The sequence below is a fragment of the Olivibacter jilunii genome, assembly GCF_900607235.1.
GTDB classification, from domain to species: Bacteria; Bacteroidota; Bacteroidia; order Sphingobacteriales; family Sphingobacteriaceae; genus Olivibacter; species Olivibacter oleidegradans.
The window spans coordinates 21,232-36,066 of record NZ_LR027860.1; the positions used below are offsets into that span (position 1 = coordinate 21,232).

Below are 14,835 nucleotides of genomic sequence, written 5' to 3' on the forward strand. Positions count from 1 at the left end.
GGCTTTGGACTAAAGACCAAGCCACCAACTGAAAAAAATGTATAATCTTGTATTACTATGACGACTTACCAATACTTTATCTACTTCTTACTTCTCTTTGTCAATGCCTATCCCCTTAGGGGTCAAGTGGCTCAATTGCCTACTCCGTGGACCGAAACGGCAAGCCGGGCGGAAGTCCCTTTAGCGGAATACCCTCGACCGCAATTGCAGCGAGCGGAATGGTTATGTCTTAATGGCAAGTGGGATTATCTCGGGGGAAAGGATGCTCCGGACGCTTTTCAGCCACAAAAACCGGCCGTTTTTGATAACGTAGCGGAGAAAATTCTTGTTCCTTACTGCCCGGAATCGTTTTTGTCGGGCATACAACGGAAACAGGAAATAAACATGTGGTATAGGCGGATTTTTGAAGTACCTGCTGCCTGGAAAAACAAACAGATCATTCTTCATTTTGGTGCGGTGGATCATGATGCAACCATCTTTGTAAATGGAGAGCAAGCCGGCAGCCATGCAGGAGGTTATGATGCGTTCTCTATAAATATTACTCCTTTCCTAAAAAACGGCAAAAACACCCTCATTGTAGCAGCTAAGGATTTAAATGATGGTAAAACACCATCAGGCAAAAACGGTCCGCGGGGCGATTATACCTTCACCTCCGGTATCTGGCAGACGGTATGGCTCGAACCGGTAAATAAACACTTTATACAGGGTATTCGTTTACTTCCGGAGCTTGACCATGGACGACTAAAAATATTTGTAGAAAGTGATGGAGCCAAAAAGATATCCGCGGCTGCTTATGATGGTAAACAACTGATTACCAAGAGTGATGGAGTGAGTGGTTCGTATTTTTACCTGCCCATAAAAAATCCGAAGCTCTGGTCGCCAGACAGCCCTTTTCTCTATGACCTAAAGTTAAGTCTTTATGGTAAAGATGGTGGTATCTCCGACGAAGTAACGAGCTATTTTGCTATGCGGGATATTAAACTGTGCAAAATAAATGGTGTGGTAAGACCGCTTCTGAATGGAAAGTTTGTGATGCAACTGGGGTTGTTGGATCAGGGTTATTGGCCGGATGGGATATTAACGGCGCCGACTGAGGAAGCCTTAAAATCGGACATCGAGTATACGAAAAAGGCAGGATACAACCTGATTAGAAAGCATATGAAAACGGAACCGCAGCGTTTTTACTATTGGACAGATAAATTGGGATTGCTGGTTTGGCAAGATATGCCTGCCATTTGGTATCCTAACGAAGATACGACGATATACCGGGAAATGTTCCGAAAGGAACTGAAGGCAATAATTGATGATCACTATAATTCGCCATCTATCATCGCCTGGGTTCCCTTCAATGAAAACTGGGGAGCCTTTGACGTAAAAAACATCACGGATTGGGTGAAACAATACGATCCGTCGCGACTGGTTAATGGGAACTCCGGCTTTAACAATAATCCCAGCTATCAGAAGGCTTACGGCGACCCGGGCAATGGGGACTTTGTGGATACACACATCTATGTGGGACCTTACGGCGCTTCGGTGCCTGACAGCGCGCGGGCAGCCTCTTTAGGTGAATTTGGGGGTGTGGGATTATACACCCGAGGCCATATGTGGCCCGTAGAAAATAATGCCTATGCTTATGAGCCTACGCAGACAGCGCTCACGGACCGTTATATACTACTTCTAGAGCAAGTAGATCAGCTCATGAAGTATAAGGGGCTCAGTGTGGCCATATATACGCAAACAACGGATGTGGAACATGAAGTGAACGGTGTGTTGACTTATGATAGAAAAGTGGAAAAAATGCAACTAGAGCGCATTAAGGAAATTAACGAAGCTGTTGTTAAGGATAGTTATGAATTGAATAAGAGTATCGGACAAAATGGACAGGACTGATTACACCCAATATTTTATTGAAAGATTTTGGAAGTCGACCGAGTATGAATATCTTTATCTTATGCATTAGCATTTATACATTAAACCCGAATTAACAGTTATGGAACGCAGGAAATTCCTCCAATCTTCGCTTGTGGCTGCTGCAAGTGCATCAGTAAGTATCAACCCAACAATGGCAAATGATAAAGCGCCGACGCAAAAAGAAGTATACGAATGGCGCGAATATGAAGCGCGATTTGGTTCTGATATAGGTCAGCTGGAAAATTATTTCAAAACAGCCCTTATTCCTGCATTGAATAAATATGGAGTAAAAAAAGTTGGTGTCTTTAAGGAATGGAGACCATCAGATCCCGCCAAAATTTATTTATTGATGCCTTATTCTTCGCTCGATAATTATCAATCCGTTAATGCAAAAGTAAAAGCGGACACCGATTATATTAAAAATAGCGCCGCATATAACGGTATACCTGCTGATAAACCTGTCTACAATCGCTTTACGTCGTCTTTAATGGTTGCCTTTGATGGATTTCCTGCAATGGTTGTCCCTTCAGGTGAGTCACGGATATTTGAATTAAGAACATATGAAGGTTATAGTGAAGACGCCGTAAGAAGAAAGATTAAGATGTTCCATGATGGAGAATTTCCTATTTTTAAACGCGCAAAATTGATGCCTGTATTCTTTGGTGAAGTGATTGCCGGTGACAGGCTACCCCGTATCACTTATATGCTCACGTGCAACAGCATGGAAGAACGCGATAAGGGGTGGTCTGCTTTTGGGGCAGACCCTGAATGGAAAAAATTACTAGCAGATCCGCAGTATGCGAATACCATTTCTAAAATTAGCAATAGCTTTTTGATTCCAACTCCTTATTCACAGGTATAGTGTCAACCGAGAACCAATTATTGTTAGATGGCAATTGAATTAATCATTACGGCCATCTAACAATTGGCTGCATCTCTACTGCACGATACGGAATAGGCCCTTTGTCAGTTCTTCTTTATGTCGTGATCTTTAAAGACTGAATGTGTCCATCTGCGATTTCAAGATGATAGTTTAAAACGACAGGGCTACCGGGAAAGGTTCCTGATACTTCTGCTTTTAAAATACTTGTTGTCTCTTTTTCTTCAAAGTGAAGAGGCTGCATTACGGCTTTGTAATTTTCATTAGCATTGGCAATCCATTGTTCGATGTCTGTTTTTCCTTTATACGTTTTCCCTTCATCAAAGACAGTAGCAGTTTCAGAAAAACAGTTAGCATAAGCAACACTGTCGGCTTGATTTTGTGCTTCAACTAATTTGGTTATAACCTTAGGTAGCTTCATATTCGTATCATTTATGGTTAACTAATTTTTTGTATTTTCTTTTAGATGCAATTTCATGCTGCAATTATATGGTTGGGATAGTGCCCCCATCTATGACGTATTCTGTACCCGTTAAATAGCCGGCTCTTGGAGAAACAAGAAAACCAACCAATTCTGCAATCTCTTCAGGTTGAGCTGGTCTTCCATAAGGAATACCACCTAACGCATCCATTACACTTTGTGTAGCTGCTTCGATGGAAATATCTGAGCTTTCAGCAATACGTTCCATCATTCGCTCTGACGATTCTGTCATTATCCAACCCGGGGAAACGGTTAACACACGTACACCTTTAGCGGATACTTCTTTTGACAGCCCCTTGCTGTAATTAATTAGGCCTGCTTTTGCGGCGGCATACGGAAGCGTGGAATCATAGAGCGGCAACCTGCCTTGAATAGATGCGATGTGAATAATTACACCGCTTTTGTTGTTAAGCATCTGCGGTAGAAACGCTTTATCTAAGCGAACCGGAGCGAGTAAATTGGTTTGTATCGTCTCTTCCCAATCCCTGTCAGTTAATGCGACAAAGCCCCCTCCCGGGGTTTCGGAACCTCCAAGATTGTTTACGAGGATATCGAGTTTCCCGAATTTTTCAAACACTTCAGCCGCAACTTTAGCAGCGCCCTCCGGTTTACTTAAATCTACCGAAATAAAATACTGCTCTTTATTGAGTGATTCGGGTCTGTTTCTAGCCGTGATGATTACTTTTGCACCCGCTTGGTTTAAACGTTCAGCAATGGCTTTGCCTGCTCCTTTTGTTCCGCCGGTTACCAACGCAATCTTGCCTGATAGTTCGTTTTGATAATCTAAATTTTCCATGTTCAATAACTTTCAATGCAAAGTTGAGAAGTATGATACGTCCCTACAAGTACGGCATTACGATTCATATAGGGATAAATTATTCCCCTATTGTACGCCTAGGAACATAGGCTTATTTTTGTGTCATGTACGAAAGAAAAATAATACCTAACTTAAATTGCGGACTTGACCTGGTTGGTGAAGTATTATACGGCAAGTGGAAGATACGCTTGCTTTGGTTTATCAATGAAGGTCATATACGACCAAGCGAATTACAACGCAAAATACCGGATGCTTCGCGCAGGGTGTTGAACATTCAATTGAAAGAATTGGAAGAGCATGAACTTATAAGCAAGAAAATCTACCCGGTAGTTCCGCCAAAAGTTGAATATAGCCTTACTGAATTCGGAAAGAGCTTGATCCCGGTAATTGATACCTTAGGACGATGGGGAGACGAAAATGGAGAGCAGTTAAGAACCGTTATAGCAAAAAGATTTACCCCGTAAACTCGATTGAGAGTGAAAAAAAAAGTATTAACCAGATTCGTATCGCAGAGGTTAACATAATTTTTACGATAGATTTACGTTGATATCATTAACTTTACGGATATACGGAGTGGTTTAGCTATAGACAATAGTGACCACTTTCATGTTTAACTTCATTAATAAACCAATTGTGCCTGTAATTGAATTAACCACTAATATTCGAGCGGAAATTGATATCTGCTTTGATCTATCGAGAAGTATTGATTTACACTGTATTTCCACCGTAGGAACTGATGAAAAGGCCATAGCCGGTACTACTTGTGGATTGATTGGCTTTAATGAAACCGTCACCTGGCAAGCCAAGCATTTTGGAATACGCCAGCAACTGACCTCGAAGATAACAGCATATGAACGTCCATTCCATTTCAGAGATGAGCAATTAAAAGGGCCGTTTTCTTACATCAAACATGATCATTTTTTTAGAACAGTTGGCAATTTCACTACGGTTATTGATCATTTTGATTATGGTATTCCTTATGGTGTTTTTGGCAAGTCTTTCGACCGGTTAATTCTCAACAACTATCTTCGCAGGTTCTTAGAGGAACGAAATCGTATTATAAAGGATTATGCGGAATGCGGAAGATTTATGGACCTATTAAAAACAGGTTCATAAGCGTATCGTCTTCAGTAGGATACTCTTTGTATGAAGACCGATTGGTCAATTTATCGCTGTCATGCTAAGGTAGAAGCAGGAACCTAACAGTATTAACGATTGAGCTGCAAGCTCTTGTTTATCATATTTGACATGAAGACCTTACACTCACGATTAAAGTTAACAATAAAACAAAGGTTAAAACGAAAACCTGTATTTCGGAAATCACCATGCACAGGATGATCAAAAAAAGTAACATGACAGCGTTTGTTACCACACTCATCAGCCTTGCAAAACGGTTTTTTTCCACCAAGTGAATCAGATTGATACAGCCATTGAAAAACATGGCCAAGCCGCCTGAAAGAAACCACATCACACTTGCGGCTGAGCTTAACCCGGTGCGATCAAAAAGTGGATATAGCAGATGCGCTATTGCAAAAGTAAAAATCAATCCTACCAAGATTTTGTACGAACGAACCATTTCCTTTCTTCTTTTTTACAAAATTGATTATCAACTAACTTTTTTCGTATATCGCTTCTGTTAATGCCGCTCCCAAATAGGCCGTTTGTGGTTCTAATACAATGTTCTGCTGACTTATTGCAAATCGATCACCCATATTCACAACAATGTCGACACAGGTATCAGGATAAAAAACTTCATAAGCTCGGTTCGTACCTTTGAGTGTCCAGTCAGAGTGAATATAGGGTTTCAGCTCTTCACAAGGTTTGAAATATTCGAATGGCATACTAAAGATTGCTTATCCTGCCAAAAGGGCTTCTTCCAAAGTTACATTTTTTAATAACTAAATTTAGTGATGGGCTTACCCCAATTAAAAAACGATCAAAATTAAACGTGCGTAACGACGAGCTTACTTTTGTTATTACGGAAACGTCTTCTCATATACTAAGGCTGGCTTAAAACGCTTCGCCAAGGTGCCGGTAGCTTTACTTAGGTCAATATCGACTATCAGCACACCGCTTTCTCCATAGTTCTGCCTAGCTAAGCAAGAACCGTCGGGCGCTATGACAGCACTGGCCGCTTCTTGGTACTTAGCGGCATAATTGACGCTGGCAAAGTAAATTGTGTTTTCCAAGGCGCGCATCATCATTGCCTTTTCGTAATAGGGATTTTCTTTAGCGCCGAACTCGGTGAGAAGCATTCCTTTTTCATTACTGCCGACAAAATGCGGGTGAAAAACGATCTGTGCACCTCGTTGAGCAGCCCACCGTACCGACTCAGGATATCGAAAACCTTCATGACATATGGTGATTCCAAACTTGACCTTGTTCAGCTCAAAAATTTGCCGCCGCTCGCCTGCCGTCCATAAATTATCTTCTGTAGGATCTAACTGATTTTTTGTTTGATAACCTAACAATTCTCCTTTATTTGATATAACATGAGCAAGATTAAACACTTGTGATCCAATACACCAATCCATGGGAAGAATAATAGCGATATGATTTCTTTTAGCTATATCACAAGCCTCTGCCAACGCCCACTTTAATGCGTCAGCTGTACGATCTTCTTTTGAATAACCCATTCCGGGATAACCAGGGATGAAAGATTCAGGGAAACAGACCACTTCTGCTTGTTGCAGTCCGGCATATTCAGCTAAAACACGTAACGAAGCAAGTCCCTCGCGAAGAGATTTAGGAAAAAATGGCGAAGCCAGCGCTATTTTCATGAGTTGAATGGAATAATACGCTAAATATAACAAAGTTTTATCATACCTCTTCTATCATAACAAGTGTTCATTCCATCGTTCATTTATTTTTAGAGTAAATAGGAACACCTTCCAATAAACTTATAAAATACCGGCTTTACCACTTCCAAATCGATAACTTAAACCGACCTCGTGAGTGGCATTATCGATTCTTCGTTTAAGTGGATTATCATTGGAGTTAAATTGATAACTATACCCCAGCTTCAATGGCCCTACCATGATTTCAAGCAAGGCAGATAAATCACTATTAGTGCGTGCATTTAAACCCAAACCAGCCTTCTTCTGCACGTATATCATTGCAGAAAAATCGGCTTGTAAGGGCACTCCCGGAATATAACTTGCCAGGAATGCGGGTTTTATGTCAAAACTCTGATCAAGCCGAAGCACAGCACCGCCCATGAGGTGATATTGATTGCTGAAATTATATTGTCGATTTATATCGCCTCCAGATCCTAAATCTGACAGGGCAAGTCTTGGCATGGAAAGACCGACATAATAACCTTCGGGCCGATAAAGCAACACACCGAAACCCATCAAAGCGGTACTTTCGCGAATATCAGAACGAAACGCAGGGTCATTTGGATCTACTTGACTAAAACTTCCGTTATAAAAGCTGACCCCTAAGCTCATGGACATTGCCAAGTACTCGTTCTCCGAAAGCCGAACTGACTTCGCCAGAAAGGCACTTAATTCCGTTGCGTTTTCAATGGCCAGACTTTCATGGCGCACATTTAATCCTATCGCCGCATTAAATTTGTGCCAAGGTGCATGCGCAGTCATCCAATAGGAAGTTGGCGCACCTTCTAGGTTAACCCATTGCTTGCGGCCCAACAAAGCAACCTCGCCATCTGGCCGTAACAAACTTGCAGTAGGATTCAAGGCGGTTGGCTGATTAGCGTATTGATTATATGTGGGAGCCTGTTGAGCTTTTGTGAATGTAAGGTGCAGCAATAGGACCGCAATAACTGATATGAATTTTATACTGTTCATGTTAGCTTATATTTTCACTGCCTTCATTCTTAAAAAGAAGGCGTATATCTTTGATGACCACTTAATATCGGACTACGAAATAACCTTTTTCATGCTTCCAAGTTCCGTCCACTTTTACTTCCAGGAGATAATAATAGGTTCCTGGAGGAATCTGGTTATTACCAGGACCAAGCCCTCGGAACACTTTGTCTTCATTATTGTAACCGCTCATCTCTATGATTTGCATACCGTTCCGGTCTACAATTATAAGTTTGTTATCAGGATAGTCTTTAACTCCTTCGATCATCAGAAAATCATTGATACCGTCTCCATTTGGTGAAAGCGCTTTGTGTACTTTTATGGGTAACGCAGCTTCCTTATCTATTACTTGCACCTGGATGCTTACAGGATCCGCGGCTTCATAGTTGGCGTCTCCTTCCTGGAAGGCCGTTATCATTACGGTACCTAACCGAAGGACATTAAGGGTTGTGCCGGAAACAGTTGCTACCTGTGGATCGCTTACTTCTAGCCGAATCGGCAGGGAGCTGCTTGCACTTACCGTTAGCGGGAGACTGCCTACGTTACGGGCTACTTCTCCTAGTTCCGTGAAACTAATTTCTTGCGAAGCTTTTTTAACGATTAGTTTCCTACTTACCGTTGGCTTGTTGTTATAATTAGCGTTATCCGGAACGGTGGCCGTAATAATAGTTTCACCAGCGCCAACAATATGGATACGCCCGTCGACACTGATTGTCGCTACGTTGGTATTACTGCTAATGTAACTAACCGCCTCCCCACTATTAGCCGTAGCCTGTAGATTAAAATCGTTATCGCCGTAGGTTTTTTCCGGTAATTCCTCGAAATCGATACTACGCTCAACAGTCCTTATTTGTAAGGTTGCTTTTAGCGTGAGTGGGATATAATTGCTACCGCTTACCTTAGCGGTTACTTCCTGCATTCCAACATCGGTGCGATTGTTATTCTCATAACTGACACTTGTGCCCACTGGCAAAGTCCCCGAGATGGCCAGTGATTTTGCGGTGCCGTCATACACAAAAGCCCCGTCATCCAACGTTACGCCCGTAATGTTGGCCTTGGTAATTGTTAAGCGCGCTTTCAGTACCAGGGTTTCATAATTATCACCACTAATCGTAGCACTTACTTCCTGTGTACCTACATCCGTGCGATTGTTATTCTCATAGCTTACGCTGGTGCCCACTGGCAAAGTCCCCGAGATGGCCAGCGATTTTGCTGTTCCGTCGTATACAAAAGATCCATCTTGGAAACTGGTGCCGGTGATAGCGGCCTTGGTAATCGTTAAGTTTGCTTTCAGTACCAGCGTTTCATAATTATCACCGCTGATCGTANCACCACTAATCGTAGCACTTACTTCCTGTGTACCTACATCCGTGCGATTGTTATTCTCATAGCTTACGCTGGTGCCCACTGGCAAAGTCCCCGAGATGGCCAGCGATTTTGCTGTTCCGTCGTATACAAAAGATCCATCTTGGAAACTGGTGCCGGTGATAGCGGCCTTGGTAATCGTTAAGTTTGCTTTCAGTACCAGCGTTTCATAATTATCACCGCTGATCGTAGCACTTACTTCCTGCGTACCTACATCGGTGCGGTTGTTATTTTCATAGCTTACGCTGGTGCCCACCGGTAAGGTACCTGAGATGGCCAATGATTTTGCGGTGCTGTCGTATACAAAAGATCCATCTTGGAAACTGATGCCGGTGATAGCGGCTTTGGTGATTGTCAGATTGGCGGTCAACACTAGATCGGTATAATTCGCTCCGTTGATTGTTGCTATTACCTCTTGTGTACCTACATCTGTGCGACCATTGTTTCCATAGCTAACAGTAGTGCCCGCTGGCAAGGTACCTGAGATGGCCAGTGATTTTGCGGTGCCGTCATACACAAAAGCCCCGTCTTCCAACGTTACACCTGTAATGGTAGCCTTACTGATCGCTAAGTTTGCTTTCAGCACCAGGGTTTCATAATTGTCACCGCTGATTGTGGCCGTTACTTCCTGCGTACCTACATCCGTGCGACTGTTATTTTCATAACTGACACTCGTGCCCGCTGGTAAGGTGCCAGCGATAGCCAGCGATTTTGCTGTTCCGTCGTATACAAAAGATCCATCTTGGAAACTGGTGCCGGTGATAGCGGCCTTGGTAATCGTTAAGTTTGCTTTCAGTACCAGCGTTTCATAATTATCACCGCTGATCGTAGCACTTACTTCCTGCGTACCTACATCGGTGCGGTTGTTATTTTCATAGCTTACGCTGGTGCCCACCGGTAAGGTACCTGAGATGGCCAATGATTTTGCGGTGCTGTCGTATACAAAAGATCCATCTTGGAAACTGATGCCGGTGATAGCGGCTTTGGTGATTGTCAGATTGGCGGTCAACACTAGATCGGTATAATTCGCTCCGTTGATTGTTGCTATTACCTCTTGTGTACCTACATCTGTGCGACCATTGTTTCCATAGCTAACAGTAGTGCCTGCTGGTAAAGTACCTGCTATTGCTAATGACTTGGCCTTACCATCGTAGGCAAAACTTGCATCTTCCAATGTGATACCAGTAATGGTGGCCTTGCTGATTGTTAAGTTTGCTTTCAGCACCAGGGTTTCGTAATTATCACCGTTAATGGTGGCCGTCACTTCCTGTGTTCCTACATCCGTGCGATTGTTATGCTCATAACTGACACTTGTGCCCGCTGGTAAGGTGCCAGCGATAGCCAGTGATTTTGCGGTGCCGTCATACACAAAAGATTCGTCATACAACGTTACGTCCGTAATGTTGGCCTTGGTAATCGTTAAGTTTGCTTTCAGTACCAGCGTTTCATAATTATCACCGCTGATCGTAGCACTTACTTCCTGTGTACCTACATCCGTGCGACTGTTATTTTCATAACTGACACTCGTGCCCGCTGGTAAGGTGCCAGCGATAGCCAGCGATTTTGCGGTACCGTCATAAACGAAAGATCCGTCATCCAACGTTACGCCCGTAATGTTGGCCTTGGTAATTGTTAAGTTTGCTTTCAGCACCAGGGTTTCGTAATTATCACCGTTAATGGTGGCCGTCACTTCCTGTGTTCCTACATCCGTGCGACTGTTATGCTCATAACTGACACTCGTGCCTACTGGCAAAGTACCTGAGATGGCCAATGATTTTACTGTTCCGTCGTATACAAAAGATCCATCAACAAAAGTGATATCTGATACATCATCTATAGATGCCTTGGTGATTGTCAGATTGGCGGTCAACACTAGATCGGTATAATTCGCTCCGTTGATTGTTGCTGTTACCTCTTGTGTACCTACATCTGTGCGACCATTGTTTCCATAGCTAACAGTCGTGCCCACTGGCAAAGTCCCCGAGATAGCCAGTGATTTTGCGGTGCCGTCATATACAAAAGATTCGTCATCCAACGTTACGCCCGTAATGTTGGCCTTGGTAATTGTTAAGCGCGCTTTCATTACCAGGGTTTCATAATTATCACCGCTAATCGTAGCGCTTACTTCCTGTGTACCTACATCCGTGCGACTGTTATTTTCATAGCTAACGCTGGTGCCCACCGGTAAGGTACCTGAGATGGCCAGTGATTTTGCGGTGCCGTCATACACAAAAGCCCCGTCATCCAAGGTTATGCCCGTAATGGTGGCCTTACTGATCGCTAAGTTTGCTTTCAGCACCAGGGTTTCGTAGTTGTCACCGCTGATTGTGGCCGTCACTTCCTGCGTACCTACATCCGTGCGACTGTTATTCTCATAGCTGACACTCGTGCCTACTGGCAAAGTACCTGAGATGGCCAGTGATTTTGCTGTTCCGTCGTATACAAAAGATCCATCTTGGAAACTGATGCCTGTGATAGCGGCTTTGGTAATCGTTAAGTTTGCTTTTAATATCAGGGTTTCATAATTATCACCGCTAATCGTGGCCGTTACTTCCTGCGTACCTACATCGGTGCGACTGTTATTTTCATAACTGACACTCGTGCCCGCTGGTAAGGTGCCGGCGATAGCCAGCGATTTTGCGGTGCCGTCATACACAAAAGACCCGTCATCCAAGGTTATGCCCGTAATAATCGTCGCATACTGAAGACTTAGTGTATTGGATGCTAGGTTACCATTGCTACCGACATTAACCGCCATATCAGCTGGTATGTAGATCTGCACAATTCCCCCCACCGCGGGTGTCACTAAGAACGAATAAGAAATATTATCGTTTGTTTGTAAGTTACTAAGTGTTGCATTGCTTCCTATAATATCCTCAAGTGTAAATCCAGTAACGGCTTCACTGAACGTTGCAATTACGGTGAAAGGACTACTAACTGGAGAACTGGCCTCCGTAGAAAGCGTTACGCTTGGTTGTATGGTATTGACGAAAATTCCTGCTGTACTCGGTACATTATTCAACATAGCGGAAGCCTCATTGCCAGCAGCGTCCTGCATAACACTTGCATTGCCGATAATTCCGGCCAAGGTGATCCCATCTAAATCTAAGTCTCCGCTTTGCACGGCGTAGCTAAACGCAAGCGTGCTAGTTCCTGAACCTGCAACATAGGCCGCCTGAACAAGTGCTTCTCCAATAGTTAGGTTCAGGTAAGGGTTGCCACTAACGGTAACAGGCTCATTGAAATTCACCGTAAAGTTTAGTGAACTTCCCATTCTATAATATCCATTATTTGGTACAATAACCAAGGTTGAAACGGGAGTAACTCCATCAACGACAATATCATGTTGACCGGCAAGGGAGTTTGGACCACCAGTATTTGGCAATGTGAGATCCGCATCAACTAAAGCCCCGTTTCTTATCACCGCACCATTGAGTCTCAATGCGGTGGTTGATAGGTAATCCAGGTCATGACTGAGATCACCTGCTTGCACCGTGTAATTAAATGTTATGGCATCGGTACCCGATCCGGAAACATATTCGGCATCCCTGTTCACGACACCTGTATTTAATGTCAGCGTGGGGTTTCCCCCTGCCGCTTGAACGACGACAATTTGATTAAAAACAACTACGATACTTATCTCATCTCCTAATTTATACAAACCGTTTGAGGCAGTTGTATTTACCATATTTATTCGTGGGCTTCCAGCAGTTACTGCTATTCTAAGCGTTGCGGTGTCACAAAGTGAAGGCGAGCCATTATCACATACTTGATAGATTACACTATCTTGACCGAAAAAGTCTGAATTTGGCGTGTAGGTAAAACTGCCGTCTGCATTCAGCACGACTGTGCCATTCACAGGCGCCGTCACCAGTGAGGCAGTCAACGCATTCCCGTCGGGATCGTTATCGTTCGTCAAAACGTTACCCGTTGCAGGTTCATTTTCAGTTACAATAATTTCATCATCAACTGCAACCGGAGCGTCATTTGTTGAATTTACGGTGAACTTGACAGTCGCTGTATCGCATAAGGACGGGCTACCATTATCGCATACCTGATAGTTCAGGCTGTCTAAGCCGACAAAATTAGTGTTTGGTGTGTACGTGAAACTGCCGTTAGCATTCAATACCACCGTTCCATTAACCGGCGCCGTCACCAGTGAGACAGTCAGCACATTCCCTTCAGGGTCTGTATCATTCGTCAAAACATTCCCTATCGCTGCTACGTTTTTCGCTGTACTGACAGCATCGTCTACAGCCATCGGAGCATCGTTCACCGGCGTAATATCTATATTGATAGTACCAACGACTACATTATTTGCACCGCCTGAACCGGTGTTACCGTTATCATTGATGGAAACTTCTACCAGAGCCGCATTGTCGCCTGACAGGTTATGATCAGGTCGGAAATAAATATTACTAGGCACATTGATGTAATTATTAAGATCTATCAGATTTCCCGTCAATGTTAACTTTCCAGTCAAATGGCCCGTTATGGAGATTCCAGTTCCTGCTGCAATATCAAATATTCCGCCGGTGGCGTCCAACGTTAAGGAGACTTGTCCCACACCCGCATCAACATCCATTATTGTCGCCGACGAAATATCCAATGCATCTTCGGTAGCGTCTTCTCGCACGGTAATGTCGGCAGGTAGTCCCGCAATTACCGGTGCATCGTTTACCGCTTCAATTTGGAAGTGTGCCCATGCTGTATCACATCGAGAAGGTGTACCATTATCGCAAACCTGATATCGTAAACTATCCAAACCATTAAAATTAGCACTTGGTGTATAAGTAAAGCTACCATCCGCATTGAGTACGATCGTGCCATTTACGGGCGCCGTCACCAAAGAGGCGGTCAGGGCGTTCTCTTCCGGATCACTATCATTCGTCAAGACATTCCCAGTGGTCGGCGTATCTTCCCTTACCGATACAGCATCATCCATGGCGTTGGGAGCCCAGTTAGTCACCACTTCAATTTCATCCAACATAACACCTATGTTGAAACCAACTATTTCAAGCTCATCCATATTCGCCAAGAATGGATAGTCGCTTGAACTTATGGTAATTTTATGGATGGGTGTAGTGGGTTGATAGTAAGTCCGGATGGTATCAATAAGAACACCATCTCTTTTTACATAAATTTCAATCATCTGGGTTTCATTTTGGGTAGGCCAAATATTAAATTGCCTTATACCAAAATTATCTCCAGAAGTACTTTTTAAAGTGGCAGAATGAAGCGTAGCACCAGCCAACGCGTCATAACGTAAAACATTGGTACTTAGACTAGTTCCAATCAACACCCTGATTTGACTACCATTCCCATTTCCGGTTGCAATGGCTGAAAAACCATTACCAACCTCCCAAGTGGCTGGTGCTGTATTTGTGCTAATGGCGTGAACCTCTCCTGCATTAAAGCCCTCCCAGTCATAAACACCGGAATTGAGTACTTGGGCATGTACAATAGGACTACTGAATAACAGTCCGCAAAACGTTATTAGGTAGTTGAAAAGTTTTGTAGGGTAAAAGTATTTCATATATACTTGTTAAAATAT

General features: G+C 43.4%; 10 protein-coding genes. 4 read left to right on the top strand and 6 right to left on the bottom strand.

Annotated elements, in window-relative coordinates; all coding sequences use genetic code 11:
- The first annotated feature begins 57 nt into the window (after positions 1-57).
- Positions 58-1,890 carry a glycoside hydrolase family 2 protein gene (locus tag E0E36_RS26000; RefSeq protein ID WP_130858371.1) on the top strand — a complete coding sequence of 611 codons (1,833 nt, stop codon included), beginning with the start codon at positions 58-60 and terminating at the stop codon, positions 1,888-1,890.
- 100 nt (positions 1,891-1,990) lie between these two features.
- Positions 1,991-2,773 carry an NIPSNAP family protein gene (locus E0E36_RS26005; RefSeq protein ID WP_130858372.1) on the top strand — a complete coding sequence of 261 codons (783 nt, stop codon included), beginning with the start codon at positions 1,991-1,993 and terminating at the stop codon, positions 2,771-2,773.
- A gap of 115 nt (positions 2,774-2,888) precedes the next feature.
- Here the strand turns inward: E0E36_RS26005 and E0E36_RS26010 are convergent, their stop codons facing one another.
- Both E0E36_RS26010 and E0E36_RS26015 read right to left on the bottom strand, forming a co-directional pair.
- Positions 2,889-3,212 (bottom strand): nuclear transport factor 2 family protein, encoded by a 324-nt coding sequence (locus E0E36_RS26010; RefSeq protein WP_013667680.1) that lies wholly within the window; start codon positions 3,210-3,212, stop codon positions 2,889-2,891.
- 64 nt (positions 3,213-3,276) lie between these two features.
- The gene (locus E0E36_RS26015) at positions 3,277-4,068 is read right to left on the bottom strand and encodes an SDR family oxidoreductase (protein ID WP_013667681.1); all 792 of its coding nucleotides are present in this window, start codon (positions 4,066-4,068) and stop codon (positions 3,277-3,279) included.
- A gap of 125 nt (positions 4,069-4,193) precedes the next feature.
- Here E0E36_RS26015 and E0E36_RS26020 point away from each other — a divergent pair, with 125 nt between their 5' ends.
- The gene (locus E0E36_RS26020) at positions 4,194-4,553 is read left to right on the top strand and encodes a winged helix-turn-helix transcriptional regulator (protein WP_013667682.1); all 360 of its coding nucleotides are present in this window, start codon (positions 4,194-4,196) and stop codon (positions 4,551-4,553) included.
- 142 nt (positions 4,554-4,695) lie between these two features.
- On the top strand, positions 4,696-5,205 hold the full coding sequence (locus E0E36_RS26025) for an SRPBCC family protein (RefSeq protein ID WP_013667683.1): 510 nt from the start codon (positions 4,696-4,698) through the stop codon (positions 5,203-5,205).
- Between the two features lie 494 nt (positions 5,206-5,699).
- Here the strand turns inward: E0E36_RS26025 and E0E36_RS26030 are convergent, their stop codons facing one another.
- From E0E36_RS26030 to E0E36_RS26045, 4 genes are all read right to left on the bottom strand, one after another.
- The gene (locus E0E36_RS26030) at positions 5,700-5,930 is read right to left on the bottom strand and encodes a DUF6597 domain-containing transcriptional factor (protein ID WP_130858373.1); all 231 of its coding nucleotides are present in this window, start codon (positions 5,928-5,930) and stop codon (positions 5,700-5,702) included.
- A gap of 135 nt (positions 5,931-6,065) precedes the next feature.
- The gene (locus E0E36_RS26035) at positions 6,066-6,869 is read right to left on the bottom strand and encodes a carbon-nitrogen hydrolase family protein (protein WP_013667686.1); all 804 of its coding nucleotides are present in this window, start codon (positions 6,867-6,869) and stop codon (positions 6,066-6,068) included.
- Positions 6,870-6,989: 120 nt separating this feature from the next.
- The gene (locus E0E36_RS26040; protein WP_130858374.1) at positions 6,990-7,898 is read right to left on the bottom strand and encodes a PorP/SprF family type IX secretion system membrane protein; all 909 of its coding nucleotides are present in this window, start codon (positions 7,896-7,898) and stop codon (positions 6,990-6,992) included.
- Between the two features lie 61 nt (positions 7,899-7,959).
- Complete coding sequence (locus tag E0E36_RS26045) at positions 7,960-14,817, bottom strand: Ig-like domain-containing protein (protein ID WP_130858375.1); 6,858 nt, start codon at positions 14,815-14,817, stop codon at positions 7,960-7,962.
- Positions 14,818-14,835 lie beyond the last annotated feature (18 nt).